Origin of the sequence: Chryseobacterium sp. 1B4, assembly GCF_036631475.1 — a bacterium.
Classification (GTDB): Bacteria; Bacteroidota; Bacteroidia; order Flavobacteriales; family Weeksellaceae; genus Chryseobacterium.
In genome coordinates, this window is record NZ_JAPNUF010000011.1 from 387,180 (window position 1) to 411,758 (window position 24,579).

A 24,579-nucleotide genomic window follows, 5' to 3' on the forward strand; every position below is an offset into this window, starting at 1 on the left:
ATGGAATCAAATCAATGAACTTGCTAACGCCCTTCATTACAAACATTAAAAAAATCAGTTGGGGATAAATAGGGAAAAATGTTGATAATTAAATATTAAATCACGTTTTTGGTATTTTAATTCCCGTTTTCATTGACTATTTTTGTAAGTTGATTTACGTTTTTATGTCAGATATTATTCAGCTTTTACCGGATCATGTAGCCAACCAGATTGCAGCAGGAGAGGTGGTGCAGAGGCCTGCATCCATCGTGAAGGAACTTTTGGAAAACGCTATTGATGCAGATGCAACGAAAATTGAACTGATCATCAGAGATGCCGGGAAAAACCTTATTCAGGTGGTAGATGATGGAAAAGGAATGTCTGAGACAGATGCCCGTATGGCTTTTGAAAGACATGCAACTTCCAAAATCAAAGGAACAGAAGATATCTTCAGGATTGCCACAAAAGGATTCCGGGGTGAAGCGCTGGCCTCTATTGCAGCGGTTTCACAGGTGGAGCTGAGAACAAAACAGAAAGATACTTCCATTGGAACCAATATTTATATCGAAGGAGGAGTTTTCCAGTTTCAGGATCCTGTTCAGACAGCAGACGGATCAAATTTTTTAGTGAAAAATCTTTTCTACAACGTTCCTGCAAGAAGGAAGTTTTTGAAAAATAACAATATTGAATTCAGACACGTCATTGATGAATTTCAGCGGGTTGCATTGGCTCATGAGAATCTGGAGTTTTCCCTTTTCCATGATGATGAAGCTGTTTTCAGGCTCAGAAAAGGAAGCCAGATGCAGCGTATTGTAGATGTTTTCGGCAGAAAGCTTCAGCCGCTACTGATTCCTATTAAAGAAGATATTATCTGGTGTAAGCTTCATGGATTTGTTGCCAAGCCTGAAGGTGCCAAGAAAGCAAGGGGTGAGCAATTCCTTTTTGTCAATGGAAGATATTTCAGAAGTCCGTACTTTAATAAAGCGGTACAGGAGGCTTTTGAAGGACTTCTGCAGCCCGGATATGTACCTTCGTTTTTCCTTTTCCTGGAGCTGGATCCGGAAAAAATTGATGTCAACATCCATCCGCAGAAAACAGAAGTGAAGTTTGAAGATGAGCATCTCATCTTTGCTTTGCTCCGTTCAACCATCAAAAGATCCCTGGGAATTTACAATGTTTCTCCAAGTCTTGATTTCGACAGAGACCCGGAACTGGATGAAATGATGAATAAACCGATTCCCAGCAAAAGCAACAGCGGCGGAAGCAGCGGCGTTATTAAAATGCCTGAAATTATTGTAGATAAAGATTATAATCCGTTCCTGGAAGAAAAAATGTAGTACATCCGGAAGAAATCCAGAACCTTACGGAAATGTACCATCAGAATATTACAGCAGAACCTTCAAAAATCAATTTATTTGAAGATGAAGATTTTGATGAAGACCTTATGAGGCTTCCAAACGGCTATTGGCTTTTTAACAAAGGAGATGTGACACTTATGCTTGATCTTGGAAGAATGCACAGGCTATTGGTATCTGAAAGCAATAAATCTGTCAGAAAATCAAGCACAAACAGCCACGCCCTTCTTTTCTCTCTGGAGTATCATATGAATGAGATTGAGAAGACAAAATACAATGCGATTAAAAAATATCTTCCGGAATTAGGGTTTGACATGAAAATTGCTCATGAAAGTGTACTTCGTATAGATTCACTTCCTGAAGGGTTAAAGGAAACCCAGGCGATGAAGTTCCTGGAAAACCTTTTTGAGATCCTGGAATACAAGACAGAAGAGGAATTCATGCAGTATTACCACAACCAATGGAATAAAATGCAGTCGAAGTCAAGATTTGATTTTATTTATAAAAAAGATGCGGAACAGCTTATCAAAGATTTTACAGCATTAGGCTTCCCGGAATTTTTACCGGATGGCAAAAGATGCTTTTATGAAGTTCCGTTTAATGACTTTAAAAACAAATTTTAAAAATTATGTTTAACAATATACCGCCCATTACAAGGAATATTATTATCATCAATGTTGTAATATTTATTTTGACTTACTTCATGGGAAACCAGATGATTGGCTACCTTGCGGGCTTTTATCCTTTCTCACCATTTTTCCATTCATGGCAGATTATTACCCATATGTTCATGCATGGAAGTATCATGCATATTTTATTCAATATGATGACACTCTTTAGTTTTGGGCCAATTCTGGAACAGACATTAGGAGACAAAAAATATTTGCTTTTATATTTTGCAAGTGGCTTAGGTGCATTTTTTCTTTTTAATGCATGGAATTTTGTTGAGGTTCAACAACTTTCCCGTGAACTGGAACAGCTAGGGTTCAATGTAAATGCTTATTTGTCCGGAGCAAGTGTTGAATTTGCAGGAAATACGAGCTCTGTTCTTAAACAGAAAGAATTACTGGAAAGCTTAAAAGCTATTGTTGCTACACCAATGGTAGGCGCTTCCGGAGCAATTTTCGGAGTAGTAGCCGCTTTTGCCACATTATATCCGGATGCAAAAATTGGAATCATGTTTATTCCTGTTCCTATAAAAGTAAAATATCTGTTACCTATTATTGTTGTGATTTCAATATATCTTGGGGTTTCAGGAAACGGCGGAGGTATTGCCCATCTGGCTCACGTAGGGGGTGCTCTGGTAGGATGGCTCTTGGCACTCAACTGGAAAAAACACCTGTACCGGTTCAATTAAAATAATGTTGTGAAGATTTTCCGACTCATAGTATTGATTATCCACCTGGGAATTTTATTTCTATTGTTGGGTACCTTGTTGAATGCCTATGTACCGCCAAAGATGTTTCCGTGGTTTAATCTGCTTTCTTTAGGGTTTCCGGTACTTATTATCTTGTATCTCATTCTGACCGTATTCTGGATATTCAGCTGGAAAAAAGAGCGTTTGTATTTATGTTTGCCGGCTTGGCATTTATAAATCCCGTAAAAAGATGGGTTAATTATTCTGATCAGAAAGGAACACCGGAGATAAAGGTTGTTTCTTTCAATACAAGGGCAGGCAGCAGAGGAAACAAAGAAATTGCACCCTACCTGAAATCTCAGGATGCAGATGTTTTTCTTCTGCAGGAGGATGTAGGTAATGAATATCAGTTTGAAGGTTATCAGAAAGCCAATCCCGGAGGAGGCTTAACCATTCTGACCAGACATAAAATCATTAAACAGCAGATTATAGATCCAAAGGATGAAGGGGTAAGAATTCCCGGTTTGCTGGCTGATATAGAAATTAATGGCAGGACCTATAGGTTCATTGACGTCTATCTCAACCCTTTTCGCTTTGACAAAGAGATGGTGAAACTTAATGGAAATACCGATACCAACGAACAAAAAATAAAAGATGTTATTAAAAGGCTGATTCCCACCTTTAAAAAGCATCAGGAACAAATTGATCTGATTCATGAAGCTATTGAAAATTCACCTTACCCTGTTATTCTTGCAGGTGATTTCAATTCTGTACCTAATTCTTATGAATATTACCATATATCAGACGGGCTTGAAGATACGTTTTTAACGGCCGGAAAAGGAAGTGCAACAAGCTTTCATGACTATAAATTTCCTATCAGAATCGACTATATTTTTTCTTCAAAATCTTTAAAGGCAATATCTTACAAAGTTGACCGTTCTGTAAGTATTTCAGATCATTATCCTGTCATGGTAAAATTTTCTTCGGAAAGCAAATAATCATAAAAATAGTTAAAATTTTTATGCTTGGTAGGATTTTTGTTGAAAGAAAACCGTACCAAGACCTTTTTTTCATGAAGTCGAATCAGATATTACTATTTATACATATCGTTGTTGCTGTTTTGCTCTTATGCACATTGGGGAATGCATGGATTCCACCCAATATTCTGGGCAATCTGAATCTTCTGTCTCTTGGTTTTCCTTATCTGATTCTTGCCCATGTGATGCTTACCCTGATCTGGATCTTTAAAAGAAAAAATTGCAATAGCTTTTGCTTTAGGTACACTTATCTTCTATAACCCTATCAGAAGATGGATCAACTTTTCCCCAAAAACAGAGAATTTAAAAACAATACGGGATATCAAGGTATTAACTTTTAATGTGAAATACGGAGAATATGGCTGGGATAAAGTAAAAGACTATATCAAGGCGCAGGATGCCGATATTATTCTTGTGCAGGAAAAAGATACAAACCGTGTTATAAAACGTGATCTTATAAAGTATCCGTCAGTCATTCTTAAAACAAAACATAAAATTGTAAGACAGGCAGAATTAATTGATGAAAAAGCGCGTGGAAATTCATTCTACGCTGATATAGATATCAATGGAAAAGTAGTCAGAATTATTAATGTGTACCTTGAGCCCTTCAGACTTAATAAATCGATGTTTACAAAACTGGATGCATTAGGGCTGGGAAATGTTTCAACATTACTTTCTCATATGACCCCTACATTCCAGGCTCATGAAGATCAGGTGAAAAGAATCAGAAAAATGGTTGACTTGTCGCCGTATCCTGTTATTCTGGCAGGAGATTTTAATTCAGTTCCCAATTCATATGAATATTATAACCTTGGAAAAGACCTTCAGGACGCATTCTTGGTAGCCGGAAAGGGTAGTGCAAGCAGTTTCCATGATTATAAAGTACCTTTGAGAATTGATTATATTTTCAGTTCGAAATCAATCATTCCGCTGAGCTATAAAGTAGATCAGTCTGTGAAATTATCGGATCATTATCCTGTAATTGCAGAATTTCTGTTAAATTAGTTCCATGAAAAATTTACCGGCTGCAATTTTTATTTTTGCCCTCTTTTTTACTGCCTGCTCCAAGAAAGAATCACCGGGATTCGGAGTCGAGCAGGATGTTAAAATAAGTTATGATACTACTGCTGTTGACTCCTTTTCTACGGGTGCTGTTTCAGTGGATATTGCACGCAAAATAAGGATGTCTTCTCCCCAGTATATTGATTCGGTAAAACAGGCTAAAAAACTTCAGGACGAAGAAAATAAAATTAAAGCCGAGCTGGAAAAAGAAAATAAAGCAAAGCTGGAGGAGGAAAAGAAAAAGGCAGAAACAGAAAAGAAGCAGAAGGTAGCGGAAAAACCGGCTGCCCAGGAAACTAAATCAGAATAAATTCAAAAAACATTAAACAAATAAATAATATGAAAAAACAAATTTTCGCTGCAGTAGTGATCTCAGTATTCACGGTAGCATGTACAAAATCAACAACAAAAACGGAACAGGTAGAAAATCCTGACGGATCAGTTACTACTACAACTACTACCACTACAGAAACACCGAACGTTGTGGATACAGCAAAGATTAACAATGCTAAAGAAGATGTAAAGACTAAAGTAGATGCAGCTGGGAATAAAATTGACGAAGCTGCTCAAAAGGCGAAAGATAAAATTGATGCTACTGCAGACAAGACAAAACAGGATCTTAACAAAGCCGGTCAGGACATTAAAGCTGAAGCTGATAAAGTAGGAAAAGATGCAAAAGAAGCTGCCAAAAAAGGAGCTTCGAAAGTTGAGGAAGCTGCCAAAAAAGTGCAGCAAGATCTAAGCAAATAAATAATAAAAAAGCCGTAGTTCAACAGAATTACGGCTTTTTAATATGCAATGAGAGTCAGGACTCGCTTATTTATTCATCTCCAGCAACGGATCGATATATTCTCTGTCATTGCTCAGTCTCGGCACCTTATTCTGGCCGCCAAGCTTTCCTTTAGCCTCCAGCCACTGATAGAAAAGGTTTTCTTTGGCGATATGTACAATAGGCCTTTTCAAAGTCATGTTATTGTACCTTTTTGCCTCATAATCTGAATTAATAGCTTTCAGATGTTTGTCGAAAGCATCTATAAAGTTGTCCAGATTATCCGGATGCTGGCTGAATTCAAAGATCCACTCGTGGGCACCACCTTCATTTCCTTTCATAAAGACAGGAGCTCCTGTGAAATCGGTGATTTGTGCACCTGTAGCTTCACAGGCTTTGGAAAGAGCAGATTCTACATTGGTAATCATGAGTTCCTCGCCAAAAGCATTGATGTAGTGCTTTGTTCTTCCTGTTATTTTTATTCTGAAAGGATTGGTTGAGGTAAAGACAACAGTGTCACCAATCAGGTATCTCCAGAGCCCTCCGTTGGTTGTAATGACCATGGCATAATTTTTCCCTACTTCCACATCTTCCAGGCTTACGACCTTTGGATTTGAAAAATGGAACTGGTCCATCGGGATAAATTCATAAAATATACCATAATCCAGCATCAGAAGCATCTCATCACTGTCTGATCTGTCCTGGATCCCAAAGAACCCTTCGGAAGCATTGTAAATTTCGTAGTAATTGATGTTTTTTCCGATGATCTGTCTGTATTGCTCTCTGTAGGGCTTAAAGCTGATTCCACCGTGAAAAAACACCTCCAGATTAGGCCATAGCTCGGAAATGCTTCCTACATTGGTTTCCTTCAGTACTCTTTGCAAAAGAACCATCATCCAGCTTGGTACGCCAAGGATACTTCCAACGTCTTCATTTTTTACCTCAGAAGTGATTGCTTTCAGCTTACTTTCCCATTCTCCCATCAGAGAAACCTTCTTGCTGGGAGTTGTGGTAATCTCTACCCAGAACGGAAGGTTATCAATTAAAATAGCCGATAAATCTCCAAATTTGGTGTTGAAATCTGCATACAGTTCAGAGCTGCCGCCTAAACGTAAATTTTTATAGTTAAAAAGCTGGTTTTCCGGATGATTGTTGGCATACATGGAAACCATGTCCTTTCCTGCCTTCATGTGGCAGTACTCAAGGCTTTCAGCAGAGATAGGGATAAACTTGCTTCTGGCATTGGTAGTGCCGGATGATTTGGCAAAATGCTTGATGAGGCCTGGCCAGCTTACGTCCTTATGCCCTTGTCTTGCTTTTTCAATATAAGGCTCCATTTCCTCATAAGTGACAATGGGAACTTTATTTTTAAAATCCTGATAGCTTGATATAGAATTGAATCCGTATAATTTACCATATTCCGTGTCCTCTGCATGAAACAGCTGGGAGAAGAGTATCCCTTTTTGTGTTTCAATGGGATGGTCCATGAAATTCTGTATCTGATCAATCCTTTGACGGATAAACCAGTTGACTACGGTGTTGAAAAGTGCTTTGGTTGCCATTCCAACAAATATAATGATATTTGAATTTTCAGAAAATTTTTTACGTGATTAAATAAAAAAACCGTTACAAATTTTGTAACGGTTTGATATTTAGTTGATTGTTTGTTAGCAGTACTCATCGTATGCAGCCTGAAGGTTAGCAGCAATAGCACCTGCAGGGTTTCCTTCAATGTGGTGTCTTTCCAGCATGTGAACCAATTCACCATCTTTGAAAAGCGCTACACATGGAGAACTTGGAGGGAATGGTGCAAGGTGTTTTCTTGCTTCTACCACCGCCTCAGTATCATATCCTGCGAATACGGTTGTTAAATGATCTGGTTTTTTATCTCCTGTTAAAGAGTATACTACTCCTGGTCTTGCCGCACCTGCCGCACAGCCACATACGGAGTTGATTACCAATAATGTGGTTCCGGATTGCTTCAAAGCTTCTTCTACCTGAGCCGGAGTTGTTAAATCCTGGAAACCTTTATCTGTAAGCTCTGCCTTCATAGGCATTACTAAATCTGTTGGATACATATATTTTGTTTTTTATCTGTACAAAGTTAAGCAATTCTTTGCGTTTGTTCAATATATAAAAACTATCAATCGTTTAGTCATATAAAATTAATAGAATATTAATAATGTAATAATATTCAAAAAAGTGAATTAAGATTAGGAATAATGAAATATTATTATTAAATTTGAAATGATTCTGAAAAACAAACGACCGTGAAAAAACATTTAGAAGCTTTCCCTCAAGCAATCAACAACTTAAACACTGTCTGAAATATGGTAGTATTTTGACGCTTTTTTCAGTTTAGAATCCAACTGACTGATAAACTTTAATATCCAAAGAAATGAAGCCCTGAACCGAACAGTTCAGGGCTTCTTTAATCAAATCGATATGCAAAGGTTGTATATCCTATAGTTATGGTGTGAACCGTGCTGTTGGGTTTCAGAATGACTCTGAATCAAACGCGCAGATCACGGTTTAAGAAAGGAGCTTTTTAGCCATCTCGGAAATACTTTTTCCGTCAGATTTTCCGGCTAGCGTTTTTGACGCCACTCCCATTACCTTCCCTAAATCTTTAACAGATTCAGCTCCGGTTTCAGAAATAATGTTTTTCATTTCTGTTTCCAGCTCCTCAGCAGAAAGCTGTTTTGGTAAAAACTGCTCAATAACTTTCATTTGAGCATCTTCTACTTCAGCAAGGTCATTTCTTCCCTGTGCCGTAAACTGGTCATAAGAATCCTTACGTTGTTTTACCATTCTCTGGAGAATAGCAATTTCCTGTTCTGCTGTTACTTCAGCCCCTACAGCCTCAGTTTTAAGCAGTAATATCTGAGATTTTACAGCACGCAGAGAATCTAAAGCCACTTTGTCTTTAGCTCTCATTGCTGTTTTTATAGCTTCGTTTATTGTATTTTCTAAACTCATGGTTTCAAATTTAACAATGTATCAATGTAGCAGTTTACCAATGATTGATTAATACATACTGTTACATCGGTACATTTCTACATTGTTATATATTAATTAGTCTACATCTTTATTTAAGAACCTGTTTTCTCTGATCTGCATGGAACCGTTGTTATCAGACAGGTATGTATTGATATTCTGGTCCGATGCGTTGTTTCCGTCGATCGAAATATTTTTTCTTTTGAAAGCAGGAACAGATTCAAATTCACTGGTGCTGTCAAAGCTTTGATAGCGGGAGTTGAATTCTTTTAATTTATTTCTTCTTTCGATAACTCTTTCCTGATCGATCGTTTTATTCACAAAAGTGAATTCTGATTCTTCAGTTTTCGGAGTTTCAGTTTTGTTTTCAAAAGCTGGTCTTGTTTCAGCCTTAGGCTCTTCCTGTTTCTGATAGAATGTTTCAATCTTTTGAGCTGGTTCAGCTACAGCAGCGTTTGTTGGAGCATTAAATTCTGCTTTTGGCTGTCCGAAATCCGTATTCGGTTCGTTTCTGACAGGCTCATTTACAAAGAAACTGAATTCAACAGGTTTTTCCTCTGAAAAAGAGCTTGTAAGGGAGCTCCGGATTGTGGCTCATCTTTTTATTTTCAAAATCAAATGAGAAAGACTGGATCTCAAGATCGTTAGGATCATCATGCTCCTCATCAATGGAAAATAAGCTGTATTCTTCTTCTCCGCCTTCTTCATTTCTCCAGTTCTGTTCAGGAGTATTGACCGTATCTTCTTCTTTATCAAAGAATTTTATTTCAGTTCTTGGCTGTTCTTCTTCAATGATCATTTTTTTTCAGTAGACTTCACATTGAAAGAGATGTCGTGGTCTTCGTCATCCAGCCTGAAAAGGTTTTTTCCTCCAAAATCGTGTGTCGTTTCTGTTGCAGATTCTCTTTCTTCTCTTGTTTTGAAAGGAGAATTTTTCGGAGCTTCGAAACTGTCATTAAGACTGATTCTGATTTTCTCTGTAGGACCAGCAAATTTTTTATTATCGTTAGAGAATCCTGTAGCAATAACAAGGACGCTTACCGCATCTCCCAATTCTTCATCAGCACCTACCCCGAAAATAATATCCGCGGTATTCCCGGCCTCTTTCTGGATATGGTCCATGATCACACCGATTTCATCCATGGTAACTTCTTCAGCACCGCTTCTGATCAATAAAAGAACGTTTTTCGCTCCTGTGATCTTATTGTCGTTCAGCAATGGAGAGTCTAATGCCTTTCTTACTGCTTCTTCCGCTTTATTTTCACCTGAAGCAATCCCTGTAGACATCAATGCCGTACCTGAATTCTGAAGTACAGATTTAGCATCTCTGAAGTCAATGTTTACATCAAAGTAACCTGTAATAACTTCTGCCATCCCTTTTGCAGCATTGGTTAATACTTCATCGGCTTTTGAGAATCCCTGCTTGAATCCAAGATTTCCGAACTGCTGTCTCAGTTTATCATTGTTGATCACGATCAGCGAGTCAACATTGTTTCTTAGTTTATCAAGCCCGTTTTCTGCCTGCTCCAATCTTCTTTTTCCTTCAAAACTGAAAGGGACGGTAACAATACCTACCGTCAGAATTCCCATGTCTTTTGCTACTTTAGCAATGACAGGAGCTGCTCCGGTACCTGTACCACCACCCATTCCGGCAGTGATGAACACCATTTTTGTGTTCTGGCCCATAGCGGCTTTGATATCTTCAATACTTTCAATGGCTGATTTCTCACCAACTTCAGGATCGGCACCTGCTCCAAGACCTTCTGTGATAGAAGTTCCCAGCTGAACTTTATTGGCTACCGGGTTATTATCTAAAGTCTGGGCATCTGTATTACAGATCACGAAATCAACGCCGTGAATACCTTTCTCGTACATGTGCTTCAGAGCGTTGTTTCCGCCACCCCCTACACCGATTACTTTTATAATGGATGAATTTCCTTTTGGTAAATCAAATGAAAATCCTTGTGAACCTATATTTTCCATAACTATACTTTTTACAATTATAATTGGTCATTGATTAATGATAATGGATAAGGAAAAGATCGTTTATCGCTTATCACTCATCATTTATAATTTACTCTACTTCTTCAAAGAATTTTTTTACTTTTTCCATCAGCGACTGCCCGAAGGTTAATTTCGCTTTTCTGTTCTCCTGTCTTTCATTTTCAACAGAATGCTGCTCCATGACCGGAGCGGCCTGCTGAACAGGTTGAACGGTTTCTGTCTGTGCTGCAGCAACTTCCGGTTTTGGCTGTTCAGTGACAACTTCTGTTACTTCATCAATATTCTGCTTTTTGTCCCTGATCTTCAAGCTTTCCATCAGCAATCCGATAGATGTAGCAAATTCAGGGCCTTTCAGATACTGATTTTTATCGTTGGCGATATATTCATTCGCAAAACCGATTCTGCTGTCAAAACCTGTAGTATAATTGGCCAGCTGACGAAGGTGTTTTAAATTTGAACCCCCGCCGGTAAGCACGATTCCTGCAATAAGCTTTTTCTTTTGTTCAAAAGCGCCATATGCTTTCAACTCGGTATTTACCATTTCAAGAACTTCTTCTACTCTTGCATTGATGATCTGGGCAAGCGTTTTTAAAGAAATTTCTTTGTCCGGTCTTCCGTGAAGCCCCGGAATTGTTACAAAAGTACTGTCTTTTTCCAATTCGGGAACAGCCGAACCAAATTTTACTTTCAGTTGTTCTGCATGTTTCTCTATGATGGAGCAGCCTTCTTTGATATCTTCGGTAATAATTCCGCCTCCGTATGGAATCACGCAGGTATGACGGATGATATTATCTTTGAAGATCGCGATATCGGTTGTACCACCACCAATGTCAACAATCGCCACACCGGCTTCTTTTTCTTCTTTTGTAAGGACAGCTTCTGAAGAGGCCAATGGTTCTAAAGTAAGGGCTTCCATTTCTAATCCGGCTTCACGAACGCATCTTGCAATGTTTCTGATGCTACCCATCTGGCCCACTACAACGTGGAAGTTGGCTTCTAAACGCTTACCATGCATTCCGACAGGTTCCTGAATCTCCCCTCGGAATCCACTTTATATTCTTGAGGAAGTACGTGGATAATTTCTTCTCCGGGAAGCATAACCAGCTTTTTTACCTGATCTTTTAATGCTTCGATGTCGTCGTCTGTAATAAATTTATCAGGATGTTCACGCATAATATAATCGGAGTGCTGCAGAGAACGGATGTGTTTTCCTGCAATACCTACCGTGACTTTGCGGATAGGAACTCCGGCACTGGATTGTGCTTCGGATACTGCAGCCTTGATTGAATTAATGGTCTGCGAAATATTATTCACAATACCTTTATGAACACCAAGACTTTTAGCTTTTCCTACACCGAGAACTTCTATTTTCCCGTGTGCATTCCTTCTTCCGACAATCGCGACTATCTTCGTTGTCCCGATGTCCAGACCTACTGAATACTCTTGATTTTCCATTTTATATCGATTTGATTTTTTCTACTTTTCCCTTTTTTCTATAAGGATATTCTCCTATTTGTGTATAAATGTCCTTTCGGATTTATTCTATTTTTACTTTTGGCTTAGACTTGGTCTGTGCCTTGACGGGGGCTTTTTTTCTGCTTTTTTCGTTTCTTTTGTATGGTTTTTCGGTTTTGTACTCTCTTGCGGTTTTGCCGTGTTTGAGCTGGCTTTTTTGATTCCGTTGTTTTGGGCTTAACCTCCGTCTTTTTGGCTGCAGCTGCGGTAGGCGCTTTTGCCAGTTCCATTTTTCCTGCTTTTAAAATACTGTCATTTTCTTTAAAATACGGGTTTAAAGTGGTGACAATCTGATTCTGGTATTTCACAGAAACCATGCTGTACTTCTGAGGATCCTGATATACCAGGTATTTCTCCACAAAGGTTTTGAATCCTTTTACTTTAAAATCAATATTATCAAGATCTCCGATTTCTACTCTGTAGTTCCCTTCACTTGTAAGCAGGCTGTAGCTGTCTTTATTTTTTGAGATTCCGATAAAATATTTCTTGCTGAAATCATCTTTGTCAATCTTTTCTACCAGCTCCGCCAGCTTTTCATATTCATCCGGCTGTACATTTCCTGTGACCAGCATACAAGGATGCGAATAGGTTCTTGAGATCGGGAATTCAACACCTTTTTCATCCACATAAAAGTCTTTTCCATCTTTATTCAATCTGAAAACCGGGACTCTCTGTTTGATATCCAGGTTCAGTTTTCCGTTCAGGTTCAGATAAACATTGGCACTGTCTACTGCCGGTAAAGAGTTGATCTTTTTTCTAAAGCAGGGATATTAAGATCTCCAACTTTTCCTGACGGGTTTTCTTTTTTTACAATCTCCCTGATGTCTTTTTCATCCACAAAATACACCGGCGTTTTTTCGCTCATCTTTACAGAAATCTTATTGTCCGTAATCTGCTCACGGCTGAATCTCCTCAATGAGAAGCTCAGTAAAAATCCTAAGATAATTACAGTGACAACAATTTTTAATATTCTGTATTTATTTTTCATATTTTTTGTACAATGTAAAAAGTACAGTGTACCTTATATATTTTTCTTAATTATTTTTTCACCGCAATACATTGTACATCTTACATTGTACTTTGTACAGCACTTATCCATTCACAAATAGGATCATACAGGGTGTCTATATTTCCTGCCCCTACCGTAAGGAGGATATCAAAATCTTTTTCTTTTATTTTTTCAAAAGCATCGGATAAAGCCGATACCTCTTTTTTATCTAATGTTACTTTTTCCAACAGCCAGTCTGAAGTAATTCCTTCAAAATTTTCCTGCAGTTCTCTTGCAGGATAAATATCAAGAAGGATAAGTTCATCTGCCTTGCTTAAGCTTTCCGCAAAGCCGTCTGCGAAATCTCGTGTTCTGCTGAAAAGATGAGGCTGGAAGGCTACCAGAAGTTTTTTATCAGGATAAAATGTTCTGATTGAGCTCATTACAGCATTGATTTCTGTAGGATGGTGAGCATAATCATCAATATAAATTTTACCGTTCTGATAAATATGTTTGGTATATCTTCTTTTAATTCCCTTAAAATTGGCAATTGCTTTTTTCAGCGTATCAAAATCTGCGCCTAAATTATGCAGAATAGCCAGTGCTGCAGTAGCATTTTCCACATTATGAATTCCCGGAATTTCCCAGACAAAATCTTTTACTGTTTCAGTTGGGGTATGGAAATCAAAATAAATTTTATCATGATCCATACGCAGGTTGTCTGAGTAATAATCTGCAGGCTCATTGACTGCATAAGTCTGATGTCCTCTGCCGATTTCCAATCCTTTTCTTACAAAAAGCTGTTTATCCTGAGGGACTAAAGCGGCAAACTGTCTGAATCCTTCTTCAATGTGGTTCTTATCTCCATAGATATCCAGGTGGTCGGCGTCTGTAGAGGTAACCACTGCCCAGTCCGGAGAAAGGTTCAGGAAGCTTCTGTCATATTCGTCAGCTTCAACTACAGAATAAGTGGAACCATTGTACAGGAAGTTGGATTTAAAGTTTTCAGAAATGCCCCCTAAAAAACATGAGAAAGGAAGGTTTGCTTCTTTGCATAAATGAGCAACAAGGGTAGACGTTGTTGTCTTCCCGTGGGTTCCTGCAATGGCAATACAGTCTGTATTTTCTGTAATTAATCCCAGGACTTTGGCTCTTTTTAAAACTTCAAACTGATTTTGGTTGAAGTAATCCAATATGCCAAGTGTTTTGATGGCCGGAGTATAGATCACCAATGTATCTTCTTTCTGAAGGGAAGTTATCCTTTCATCAATGAGGTCTTCAAAAACAATATCAATGCCTTCATTCATCAGGTTCCGGGTAAGTTTGGTATTGGTTTTATCATATCCCAATACTTTTTTCCCGGAAGCGTTGAAATAACGTGCCAGTGCGCTCATTCCGATCCCTCCGATCCCGACGAAGTAAAAAGTCTGATATGTTTGTAAAATGTTCATTCTCTTGTTTTGTATTATTGTATTCATGTATAATGTATTCATGAGTTTTTTGTCATTCATACATTTTACAATGGTACTTTTTACAGTTTATTAAATATTTCATCCACAATCTCTTTTGCCGCATTTGGCTTGGCAAAATATTTCAGATTGTCAGACATTTCTTTTCTTATATTTTCATTTTCGCAGATTTCTGATAATGTATTCCAGAACTTTTCCTGCATTTCAGAGTCTTTTACCATTCTGGCCGCGTTCTTTTCTACCAGATTCATGGCATTTTTGGTTTGATGGTCTTCCGCGGCAAAAGGGAAAGGCACCAAAAGTACCGGTTTCTGTGCTACAGCCAGCTCTGAAATGGCAATAGCTCCGGCTCTGGAAACGATGATATCAGCTGCAGAATAAGCCAGTTCCATGTCTTTAATAAATTCTTTCAAATGAATTGAAGCCGGAAGCTGAAGACTGGTTGACAATTCGTTGTAATCCAGCTTTCCTGTTTGCCAAATTAACTGATACCCTTTTTCTTTCAGATTTTCAAGGTTATTTTTCCAGGCATTATTCAATGTTCTGGATCCTAAAGAACCTCCTACTGAAAGAATGGTAAGTTTGTCTTTATCCAGTCCCATTTTCTCTTTTGCCTGAGCGGTTTCCTGCATTCCTGAAATAATAGCTGAACGAATCGGATTTCCCAGAAATTTTATTTTCTCTGTGGGAAAGCCGTCTACTTTCGGATAAGCCGTGAAGACCGCTTTAGCTTTCTTGCTGAGGATTTTATTGGTAACCCCTGCGTGGGCATTCTGTTCCTGAATGAAAATCGGAATTCCCATTTTACTGGCTTCATAAAGAGCGGGGCCGCTGGCAAACCCTCCTGTTCCTACAGCAAAGTCAGGAGCGAAGTTTTTGATAATCCTTTTAGATTTGGACAAGCTTTTCAAAATCTTGAAAGGGAGTCCCAGGTTGGACAGCAGATTTCCTCTATCGATTCCAGCAATATCAATTCCCTCAATTTTATAGCCTGCCTGAGGAACTTTTTCCATTTCCATTTTCCCGTTGGCACCAATGAACAAAAACTCTGCATCAGGAAATCTTTTTCTGATCTCATCAGCAATAGCGATGGCCGGGAAGATATGTCCTCCGGTTCCTCCGCCCGATAATAATATTCTTAATTTTTTGTCCATTTTAAGCGATATCGTTTATTTCTGCTATACTTTGTTTTTTGCCCATTCCTTCTTCGTCATAAATCTGGATCCTTGAGCTTATATTTAAAATAATACCTAACTGTAAATAGGTTACCAGCATTGAGGTTCCCCCATAACTGATCAATGGCAGCGGCTGTCCTGTTACAGGGATCAGATTTACCGCAACAGCTATGTTTACCGATAGCTGAATAAAGATCATTACCCCGAGACTGAGCACGAGCAACGATCCGAAAAATGCCGGCATCTTGCTGGCGATCATGACGATCCTTATTATCATAATGAGGTACAAGCTGATCAGAAAAGCTGCACCGATAACTCCATATTCTTCTACAATAACCGCGAAAATAAAGTCGGAAGCAGATTGCGGAAGCATTTGTTTCAATGCACTTTTTCCTGGTCCCATTCCGGTAATTCCGCCATGTACGATGGCTGCTTTGGCCTGCATTACCTGGTAATTTTTCGCTTTTATGCTTTCATCATCCACATCGGCTGTTTTGGCTTTGCTGGATGTAAATGTTTCAATACGGCTCATCCATGTGTGGACACGGTTGCCTCCGATCAGATTAGTGTTCAGAGCAATCAGAAGAAAGAATACGATGGCTACAAATGATGCGGAAATAAATCCTGCAATGTATTTCCAGTGAAGCTGTCCTATCACAAGAACAATCACAGAAACCATTAAAATCATTAATGCCGTGGAACCGTTATCTTTAGCTACTAAAACAAAAACAAGCAGGATAGGGCCGAAGATATACATGATATTCTCTATCGGAAGCCTTTCTCTTGTAATTTTTTTGGTTAAATATCTGCACAGATAGATGATTAACATTAAAAAAGCAAATGATGAAGGCTGGAAGGAGATCGGTGTTCCGGGAATTTTCAGCCATCTGGAAGCACTGGCTCCGTCAATGGTCTGTCCTGTAAACATCGTAACCACTAATAGGACAATCATCAGGCCGAGCAGGATGCTGCTGAGCTTTCCGATGTATTCATATTTTACGGTTCCTACCAGTCTCATAATACCTAAACCTAAGACTACAAAGAACATATGTTTGATAACGTGGCCTGTTGTGGTTCCGTTATTAACAATGTATTCGAGATTTGAACTCGCAGAGTATACAGGGAAAATAGAGAAGATGGAGATCACAAGGATGACCATCCAAAGTACTTTATCGCCCTTTAGAAATTCAAATCTGCTTTCTGTGTTCTGTTCGTCCATAATTATTGTATTCATGTACTGATGTAAAATGTATTGATGAAATTGATGATCATTAATACGTTAATACATTAATACTTTTACATTTTTACTTTAATACCTGTTGTTTAAACTGGCGTCCTCTGTCTTCGTAGCTTTTGAACAAGTCAAAGCTAGCACAGCATGGAGACAGTAAAACGGTATCACCTTTTTTAGCCAGTGATTTTGAAATTCTCACTGCTTCTTCCATACTTGAAGTGTCATAAATAAATTCTTTTTTATCTTTAAAGAAATCTATGATCTTCCTGTTGTCAACTCCAAGGCAGACAATTGCCTTTACTTTTCTTTTGACTAAATCCTCAATTTCGGTGTAGTCATTTCCTTTATCCAACCCGCCAACAATCCATACGGTTGGTGTTTTCATGCTTTCCAACGCATAATAAGTAGCATTTACGTTGGTTGCTTTGCTGTCATTGATGTATTTTACGCCCTCAATTTCAGTAACAAACTCCAGTCTGTGTTCAACTGCCTGAAAGGTCATCAATGAATGTCTGATGCTTTCATTGTTGATTTCAGGATCTTACCGGCAATTGATGCCGCCAGGCTATTGGCCACATTATGGTTTCCTAACAAAGACAATTCATCAACTTTCATTGAGAATTCGTCTTTCATTTTTACCACAATTTCATCTTCATTCACAAAACCTCCTTCCGGTAATTTTTCTTTTGTTGAGAAAGGAATCATTTTGGCCTTTATTTCAAGCTTTTCAAGGAGATTTTTACTCATTTCATCATCTTTGTTATAGATGAAGAAATTATCATTTTCCTGATTTTCAGTGATTCTGAATTTTGCCAGTGCATACTCTTCATAGTTGTAGTTGTACTGATCCAGGTGATCCTGGGACAGATTCAGCAATAAAGAGATATAAGGTCTGAAATTCTGAATGTCATCCAGCTGGAAAGAGCTTACTTCCAGTACATAATACTCATGGTTTTCATCTGCAACCTGCTTGGCAAAGCTATAGCCGATATTTCCTCCTAAACCTACATTTAATCCGTCATTTTTAAGGATGTAATAGATCAGGGAAGTTGTAGTTGTTTTTCCGTTGCTTCCGGTAATGGCAATTATTTTTGCATCTGTAAATTCAGAAGCAAATTCAATTTCAGAGGAAAGTCTGATTCCTTTTTCATGAATTTTATTAATAATTTCTGCCTTTTTCGGAATCCCCGGGCTTTTTACGATCCAGTCAGCATTTAAAATTCTTTCCTCGTCGTGATTTCCTTCTTCAAATTCAATTTCATTCTCGGTAAGGAACTGCTTATAGTTATCCTTAATGGCTCCTTTATCTGAAAGAAATACTTCCAGACCTTTCTTTTTAGCCAAATAAGCAGCGCCGCATCCGCTTTCTCCACCTCCTAAAACAACTATTTTCATATTTATTCTTTTGTAAAATGTAAAATGTAAAACGTACAATGTATTTGGTGTCTTTTTACATTAATACTTTTTACTTTTACAAAATTTATCTCATTTTTAATGTGATCAGACATACAATAGCCAATATTACTCCGATGATGATCATTCTGTTCACGATTTTGCTTTCGTGGAATCCTTCTTTCTGATAATGATGGTGTAATGGTGACATCTTGAAGAGTCTGTTATTTTGAGCATATTCCAGCCCGTATTTTCTTTTTCTGTATTTGAAAACAACTACCTGAAGCATTACAGACAGGTTTTCAATTAAGAATATTCCGCATAATACCGGAATCAATAATTCTTTTCTTAAAATAATGGCTAAAACGGCAATGACTCCTCCCAACATCAAACTTCCCGTATCCCCCATGAAAACCTGTGCAGGATAGGTATTGTACCAGAAAAACCAATTACAGCACCTACCATTGCCACGGCAAAGATGGTGGTTTCCCCATGTTCGGCAGGAACATAATATTGAGGTAATCTGCAAAGATGATGTTCCCGGAAAGGTAAGCGAAAAGAGCCAGTGTGAGCAGGATAATAGTACTTGTCCCTGCGGCAAGGCCATCAATTCCGTCTGTGATGTTGGCTCCGTTCGAAACGGCTGTTACAATGAAGATTACGATAGGAATAAAGACAACCCATGCCCACTCATGGGCATCTTTGTCATTCATCCAAAATAAAATTCCGCTGTAGTCGAATTCATTATTTTTTGCAAAAGGAACGGTGGAAACGGTAATTTTTTCTGTAGGCATAAAGTTTTGCTCTACGTTGTTTCTGTTGACCACCTTAGCATCTGCGTATTTTCTTTTAACGGTAATGTCCGGGTGAAAATACATTGTAATTCCGACAATTAATCCTAATCCGACCTGGCCTACAATTTTAAATTTACCACTTAAGCCGTCTTTATTTTTTTAATTTTCTTTAAATAATCATCAAGGAAACCAATTGCTCCCATCCATAACATTGAAACCAGCAGCAGGACAATATAAACATTGGTAATCCTTGTAAACAGCAATACCGGAATAATGGTTGCCAGAATAATGATTAGCCCTCCCATGGTAGGAGTTCCTTCTTTCTGTTTCTGCCCATCCAGTCCAAGATCACGTACCAATTCACCCATTTGTTTTGTTCTCAGGTAATTAATAACTCTTTTTCCGTAGACAAGAGCAATAATCAGAGAGAATAATACAGCCATTCCGGCACGGAAGGAAATGTATTTCAGCATTCCTAATCCCGGAACGTGAATTCCATGGTTGGTTAGATATTCGTATAGATAGTATAGCATAGTTTCAATTGTTAATAAATAATCATTGATAATTGATGAGCGTTACGTACCAATTATCATTTGTAATTTACTTGCTCATTAATTTCCAGAGCTCATTAATTACTTCTTTGTCATCAAAATGATGTTTCACACCATTGATCTCCTGATAGGTTTCGTGGCCTTTCCCGGCAACCAAAACGATATCTTTGGGCTCTGCAAATTTTATCGCCATTTTTATGGCTTCTTTTCTGTCCGGGATTGAAGTGTATTTGCTGAAGTTCTGTGGTTCCACGCCTGCTTCAATTTCTTTGATGATCTGTGCCGGATCTTCCGTTCTCGGATTGTCTGAAGTGATGATTGCCAAGGTTGATTTTTTAGTGGCAATATTTCCCATCTCAGGTCTTTTGGAATGATCTCTGTCTCCTCCGCAGCCGAACACGGTGATTAATCTTTCATTTTTCGTTCTGATATCGTTGATGCTGTCCAGGATGTTTTCCAATGCATCCGGAGTATGTGCATAATCTACGATAAAGAAAATTCCTCCATCAGATTTGAGGGTTTCAAATCTTCCGGAAACTCTTTTAACTTGCTGATGGCCTGAAGAATTTCATCCTGTTCAAAACCTAGTTCAGCAGCAATTCCAAAGACAAGAAGCAAGTTATATACATTGAATTTACCGGTTAATGTCGTCCAGAATTCTTTTCCGTTGAAGTTCAGCAGCATTCCGTTGAAATCCACTTCTAAAAGTTTTCCGTGATAATCTGCCATGGTTTTCAGGGCGTAAGACTTCTTTTTAGCCTTTGTATTCTGAAGCATGACATTGCCATTCTTATCATCCACATTGGTGATAGCAATAGCTGTATCTTCTAATTCGTCAAAGAATCTTTTTTCGTTTTTAAATATTCTTCGAATGTTTTATGATAGTCTAAATGATCATGGGTAAGATTGGTGAAACCCGCTATTTTGAAATGGAGCCCTTCAATCCTGTTCTGGGCAATTCCGTGTGAGCTTACTTCCATGAAAGCAAATTCGCATCCTTTTTCTACGGCTTCAGCTAAAATCCTGTTGATGGTAATCACATCAGGCGTAGTGTGGGTTGCCGGTATAATTTCTTCATCGATTCTGATTTCAACAGTAGAAAGTAACGCAGCAGGATAGCCCAGGTTTTTAAAAACATCAAAAAGAAGGGTAGAAACAGAAGTTTTTCCATTGGTTCCTGTAACTCCTATCAGTTTGAGTTTCTGAGAAGGGTTCCCGTAAAAGTTAGAAGCAAGGTGTCCTAAGGCTTTAGAGGGATCTTTTACCAGGATATACGTTACATTTTCTGCCAATGTTTCAGGGAGTTCTTCGCAAACAATTGCTGCCGCTCCTTTTTCAATAGCGGATGCGATGAATGAGTGACCATCCACTACTGTTCCTCTTATTGCAACATAAAGAGAACCTTCTGTAACTTTTCTGCTGTCGATCACCAATTCAGTAACTTCACGGGTGTTATCTCCGTGGATTTCCAGTACTGGGATTCTGTTTACTAATTCTGTTATAATCATCTTTATCAATAAAGCTTTGCCTTATTTTGTTTTAAATTGCCTTTCCGGGCTTGTTTTTAATTCTGCAGAGATAAATAAATCCTCTGGTTTTTACTGATCGTTGTGCCTTCCAGAGGGAATTGTTCTTTAATTCTTCCTACTCCTTTATAGTCGACACGGTAGCCTAAGTTTTCCAATTGCGGGATTACGTTTTTTCCGATTAATCCTACTACGTTAGGCATCTGTTTATCGTTTACTGCTATTTTGACATTAGGTTCCACCATTTTGCTCAGGTTTACCTTTTTGTCTACCAGCATTTCTTTTTCAATATTCTGTGGCGTCTTCAGGAATGTTTTTCCCGCAATTTCTTTAAACACCGGTGCTGAAACAGAACCTCCGTAAAACCCTTTTGCCGTATTCGGTTCACTGATCATTACATAACAGGTGTATTTGGGTGCGTCTGCCGGATAAAAGCCTGCGAATGATGCGCGGTACTTCATAGGGCCGGGAAGCCAGTACTCAAACCTTGCAGTTCCTGTTTTCCCTGCCATTTTCAGGTTAGGTGTAAAAATGCTTCGTCCTGTTCCTTTTTCTACAGCTTTGGTTAAAGCACTGGTCATCATTTTAATGGCTTTTTCAGAGGCCATTTTGTTGACCATTACCTCCGGTTTTGCCTGATACATCACTTTCCCGTCTTTCATGATTTTATCAATGAATAGAGGCTTAAGCATTTTCCCTCCGTTCGCTACCCCATTATAAAATGTTGTCAATTGAAGCAGGTTGATATTGGAAGAATACCCGTACGAAATGGAGGCAAGGGTTGCTGCGTTCCATCTTTTGTTTTCCGGAGTAACAATTTTTGGTTTTGTAATACCGGGAAGTTCAATGTCCATTTTGTCGAATAATTTCCAGCGTTTCAGGTGATCAAGGAAAATCTGTGGTTTATCCGCATAATATTTTGTGATCAGCTTCGAAGTTCCTACGTTGCTTGATTTGGCTAAAACATCACTGATATCATATGTTCCTCCGCCATGGCCGTCAGAGATTCTCTGCTTTGCATACACCCATACTCCGTTTCCTACATTTACCGTTGTGTTTTCATCAATAAATCCGTCATCCATTGCTGCCAGCAGGGAAATGGTTTTAAAGGTAGATCCGGGTTCAATATTATCTTTCAGGGCATAGTTGTAAGAGTCTTCGTATTCTCCTGATTCCGTTCTTCTTAAATTAACAAGAGCACGTACTTTTCCGGTTTCAACTTCCATCACGATAACGGTACCGTGTTTTGCTTCAAAATTAATTAACTGCTTCTCAAGAGCTGAGTGCGCAATATCCTGAATTCTAAGGTCTAAAGTGGTATAAACATCTTCACCATCTACAGGTTCCTGAACTTTCCAGAAATCAATCGGTTTCCACTGGGAAGAGTTGATTCTTTGTTCCAGTCTTTTTCCGTCAGTACCTGTCAGATATTTTGAAAAAGCGCCTTCCAGTCCGGATTTAAGCTCGCCGTTATCCATACCGATGGTGCCGGCTCCGATTTCTGATGTCGCCAATTCTCTTTTATAGTTCCGGTCAACGATAAATCCTCCTTTATTTTTACCTCTTTTGAAGATCGGGAACTTTCTGATCCTGTCATACTGGTCAAAATCAAGCCCTTTTACCAAGGTGTAATACTGATTTTTCTTTTTCTTCTGTTCGTCAAACTTCTGTCTGAATTCACTTCTTGGTTTCCCAAACATTTTACTCAGGGAATCAGTCAGCGCTCCGATGTTATTGGAATACACCGTATCTTTCATCGTCTTGAAGTCAAGATAGATGTCATACCGCATCACAGTTGTGGCGAGAATAGAGCCGTCGGAAGCAAAAAGATTACCGCGGGCAGCTTTTAAAGTGGCTTCACGGTAGTTTTTATTGATGTAATCATCTTTAATTTCCTGGACATTGGTATTCTGAAGGATCACAATCCTCGCCAAGAACATAACAAACACGCACAAAGCTACCACTGCAAAGAGGTAGCCCCATCGTAACGTTTTTTTACGTTTATTGTCGTATTCATTTTGCTTTTGCATCTGTACTATCCAGTTTTATTAGCAATTTGTGAGGATGGTTTTCCAGGGTCATTAATGAATCCCGTGCTACCTCTTTCCCCAGCTCTGATTCCATTTTTACTTTGATCAGCTTACTTTGAGCGTAAGCATTTCTCGATTTATATTCTTCTGTTTCTTCCTTTAAGGCGTTTACAATTTTAATTTTTTTATTGACGAGATGGTTTGTATAAATCATGGCCATCATCAGAACAAACAGCAGGAGAAAATACTTGTAATGTATTTTGATCTCATCACGGTTCAGAAAGTTTCCTTTTATAATGTCTATAAAAGTGAGTCTTTTCTGGGGGCGATTTGTTGTTCTTTTTGCCAATTTATTATGTCAATTTGCTTTGCAGTGAATTTACTTCGTGTCAATAGTCAATTTATTTTGCGTAATGATTCACTATTGACGATTCACTCATTCACATTTTATACTTTAATTCCTGTTCTCATCTTGGCGCTTCTGGCTCTTGAGTTTTCTTCGATCTCTTTGTCATCAGGGATGATCGCTTTACTCTTGACCAATTCGAATGCCTTTTTATAATTTCCGTAGATATCTCTTTCCGGTTCTCCCTCGAACATTCCGTTTTTCAGGAATCTTTTCACCAGACGGTCTTCCAGGGAATGGTAAGAAATAACGACTAATCTTCCTTCCGGTTTCAACACATTGTAAGCCTGAACCAGCATTTCTTTCAATACTTCAAGCTCCTGGTTCACCTCAATTCTTATCGCCTGAAAAAGCTGTGCATAGAATTTATTGACCTTGTGAGGAGGAATGTAGCTGAATAATTTTTTCAGATCTTCCGTAGTTTCTATACTTTTTGTTTTTCTGTGATGAACAATTTCTCTCGCCAGCTTTCTTGCTTCCCTTAATTCTCCATAGTGATAAAAAAGATCGGCAAGCTCTTCTTCTTCATATTCATTGATTACTCTTTTGGCATCAAGATTCTGCATCACATTCATTCTCATGTCCAATGGAGCATTGCTTCTTGTTGAAAAGCCTCTGTCTGCCTCATCAAACTGATGGGAAGACACCCCTAAGTCTGCCAGAACACCGTCTACCTGTGAAACACCATACATCAGCAATGAGTTTTCCAGGAATCTGAAATTCTGATTAACCAATGTAAAACGCGGATCATCAATTGTATTTTTAAGTGCATCCAGATCCTGATCAAAACTGAACAATCTTCCTTTATCGGAAAGCCGGCTCAGGATTTCTCTTGAATGGCCTCCTCCTCCAAAGGTGCAGTCCACGTATATTCCGTCAGGATTCGTCACCAAATCATCAACACTCTGCTTCAACAAAACGGGGTTATGATACATGCTT

Annotated in this window: 19 protein-coding genes and 6 pseudogenes; 8 read left to right on the plus strand and 17 right to left on the minus strand. The window is 38.5% G+C overall.

All coding sequences use genetic code 11. From position 1 onward, the window contains the following. Positions 1 to 164 precede the first annotated feature (164 nt). The 8 genes and pseudogenes from mutL to OWR28_RS24060 all read left to right on the plus strand — a co-directional run bounded on the left by mutL (position 165) and on the right by OWR28_RS24060 (position 5,540). Positions 165 to 1,957, plus strand: a pseudogene (gene mutL / locus OWR28_RS24035) (DNA mismatch repair endonuclease MutL). 5 nt (positions 1,958 to 1,962) lie between these two features. Next, positions 1,963 to 2,691, plus strand: a complete 729-nt coding sequence (locus tag OWR28_RS24040) for a rhomboid family intramembrane serine protease (RefSeq protein WP_332388819.1) — start codon at positions 1,963 to 1,965, stop codon at positions 2,689 to 2,691. Positions 2,692 to 2,700: 9 nt separating this feature from the next. After that, positions 2,701 to 2,928 carry a hypothetical protein gene (locus OWR28_RS27360; RefSeq protein ID WP_494168522.1) on the plus strand — a complete coding sequence of 76 codons (228 nt, stop codon included), beginning with the start codon at positions 2,701 to 2,703 and terminating at the stop codon, positions 2,926 to 2,928. Continuing rightward, complete coding sequence (locus tag OWR28_RS24045; RefSeq protein WP_332388820.1) at positions 2,904 to 3,689, plus strand: endonuclease/exonuclease/phosphatase family protein; 786 nt, start codon at positions 2,904 to 2,906, stop codon at positions 3,687 to 3,689. The genes OWR28_RS27360 and OWR28_RS24045 overlap by 25 nt, the downstream gene beginning before the upstream one ends. A gap of 74 nt (positions 3,690 to 3,763) precedes the next feature. Beyond that, complete coding sequence (locus OWR28_RS27365) at positions 3,764 to 3,988, plus strand: hypothetical protein (RefSeq protein ID WP_494168523.1); 225 nt, start codon at positions 3,764 to 3,766, stop codon at positions 3,986 to 3,988. A gap of 82 nt (positions 3,989 to 4,070) precedes the next feature. Beyond that, positions 4,071 to 4,733, plus strand: coding sequence for an endonuclease/exonuclease/phosphatase family protein (locus tag OWR28_RS24050; protein ID WP_332388821.1), 663 nt, complete (start codon positions 4,071 to 4,073; stop codon positions 4,731 to 4,733). A gap of 4 nt (positions 4,734 to 4,737) precedes the next feature. Beyond that, on the plus strand, positions 4,738 to 5,100 hold the full coding sequence (locus OWR28_RS24055) for a hypothetical protein (protein ID WP_332388822.1): 363 nt from the start codon (positions 4,738 to 4,740) through the stop codon (positions 5,098 to 5,100). A 29-nt stretch (positions 5,101 to 5,129) separates the two neighbouring features. Continuing rightward, positions 5,130 to 5,540, plus strand: a complete 411-nt coding sequence (locus OWR28_RS24060) for a hypothetical protein (protein ID WP_332388823.1) — start codon at positions 5,130 to 5,132, stop codon at positions 5,538 to 5,540. A gap of 66 nt (positions 5,541 to 5,606) precedes the next feature. Here the strand turns inward: OWR28_RS24060 and OWR28_RS24065 are convergent, their stop codons facing one another. The 17 genes and pseudogenes from OWR28_RS24065 to rsmH all read right to left on the minus strand — a co-directional run bounded on the left by OWR28_RS24065 (position 5,607) and on the right by rsmH (position 24,575). Continuing rightward, positions 5,607 to 7,121 carry a GH3 auxin-responsive promoter family protein gene (locus OWR28_RS24065; RefSeq protein ID WP_332388824.1) on the minus strand — a complete coding sequence of 505 codons (1,515 nt, stop codon included), beginning with the start codon at positions 7,119 to 7,121 and terminating at the stop codon, positions 5,607 to 5,609. Positions 7,122 to 7,226: 105 nt separating this feature from the next. After that, positions 7,227 to 7,637 carry a BrxA/BrxB family bacilliredoxin gene (locus OWR28_RS24070; protein ID WP_002981903.1) on the minus strand — a complete coding sequence of 137 codons (411 nt, stop codon included), beginning with the start codon at positions 7,635 to 7,637 and terminating at the stop codon, positions 7,227 to 7,229. A 454-nt stretch (positions 7,638 to 8,091) separates the two neighbouring features. Beyond that, positions 8,092 to 8,538 carry a GatB/YqeY domain-containing protein gene (locus OWR28_RS24075; protein WP_332388825.1) on the minus strand — a complete coding sequence of 149 codons (447 nt, stop codon included), beginning with the start codon at positions 8,536 to 8,538 and terminating at the stop codon, positions 8,092 to 8,094. Between the two features lie 96 nt (positions 8,539 to 8,634). Further along, positions 8,635 to 8,877, minus strand: a complete 243-nt coding sequence (locus OWR28_RS27370; protein WP_494168538.1) for a hypothetical protein — start codon at positions 8,875 to 8,877, stop codon at positions 8,635 to 8,637. A gap of 198 nt (positions 8,878 to 9,075) precedes the next feature. Then, positions 9,076 to 10,539: pseudogene (ftsZ, locus tag OWR28_RS24080) on the minus strand (cell division protein FtsZ); the annotation flags it as partial. A gap of 91 nt (positions 10,540 to 10,630) precedes the next feature. Next, positions 10,631 to 12,015, minus strand: a pseudogene (ftsA, locus tag OWR28_RS24085) (cell division protein FtsA). Between the two features lie 104 nt (positions 12,016 to 12,119). Further along, positions 12,120 to 12,728, minus strand: a complete 609-nt coding sequence (locus OWR28_RS24090) for a hypothetical protein (RefSeq protein WP_332388826.1) — start codon at positions 12,726 to 12,728, stop codon at positions 12,120 to 12,122. Positions 12,729 to 12,802: 74 nt separating this feature from the next. Continuing rightward, on the minus strand, positions 12,803 to 13,063 hold the full coding sequence (locus tag OWR28_RS24095; RefSeq protein ID WP_332388827.1) for a hypothetical protein: 261 nt from the start codon (positions 13,061 to 13,063) through the stop codon (positions 12,803 to 12,805). Between the two features lie 80 nt (positions 13,064 to 13,143). Continuing rightward, entirely contained in the window at positions 13,144 to 14,514 is a 1,371-nt protein-coding gene (gene murC, locus OWR28_RS24100; RefSeq protein WP_332388828.1) for a UDP-N-acetylmuramate--L-alanine ligase, read from the minus strand. Between the two features lie 80 nt (positions 14,515 to 14,594). After that, positions 14,595 to 15,686 (minus strand): undecaprenyldiphospho-muramoylpentapeptide beta-N-acetylglucosaminyltransferase, encoded by a 1,092-nt coding sequence (gene murG / locus OWR28_RS24105; protein ID WP_332388829.1) that lies wholly within the window; start codon positions 15,684 to 15,686, stop codon positions 14,595 to 14,597. Between the two features lies 1 nt (position 15,687). Next, positions 15,688 to 16,941, minus strand: coding sequence for an FtsW/RodA/SpoVE family cell cycle protein (locus OWR28_RS24110; protein ID WP_332388830.1), 1,254 nt, complete (start codon positions 16,939 to 16,941; stop codon positions 15,688 to 15,690). Between the two features lie 70 nt (positions 16,942 to 17,011). Further along, positions 17,012 to 18,336, minus strand: a pseudogene (gene murD / locus OWR28_RS24115) (UDP-N-acetylmuramoyl-L-alanine--D-glutamate ligase). Positions 18,337 to 18,421: 85 nt separating this feature from the next. Next, positions 18,422 to 19,660: pseudogene (gene mraY, locus OWR28_RS24120) on the minus strand (phospho-N-acetylmuramoyl-pentapeptide-transferase). Positions 19,661 to 19,727: 67 nt separating this feature from the next. Then, positions 19,728 to 21,186: pseudogene (locus tag OWR28_RS24125) on the minus strand (UDP-N-acetylmuramoyl-L-alanyl-D-glutamate--2,6-diaminopimelate ligase). Between the two features lie 56 nt (positions 21,187 to 21,242). Further along, entirely contained in the window at positions 21,243 to 23,234 is a 1,992-nt protein-coding gene (locus tag OWR28_RS24130; protein WP_332388831.1) for a penicillin-binding transpeptidase domain-containing protein, read from the minus strand. Then, complete coding sequence (locus OWR28_RS24135) at positions 23,218 to 23,583, minus strand: FtsL-like putative cell division protein (protein WP_002981890.1); 366 nt, start codon at positions 23,581 to 23,583, stop codon at positions 23,218 to 23,220. The genes OWR28_RS24130 and OWR28_RS24135 overlap by 17 nt, the downstream gene beginning before the upstream one ends. 98 nt (positions 23,584 to 23,681) lie before the next feature. Beyond that, positions 23,682 to 24,575: a 16S rRNA (cytosine(1402)-N(4))-methyltransferase RsmH gene (gene rsmH, locus OWR28_RS24140; protein WP_131436731.1), complete on the minus strand. Its 894-nt coding sequence runs from the start codon at positions 24,573 to 24,575 to the stop codon at positions 23,682 to 23,684. Between the last annotated feature and the right edge of the window lie 4 nt (positions 24,576 to 24,579).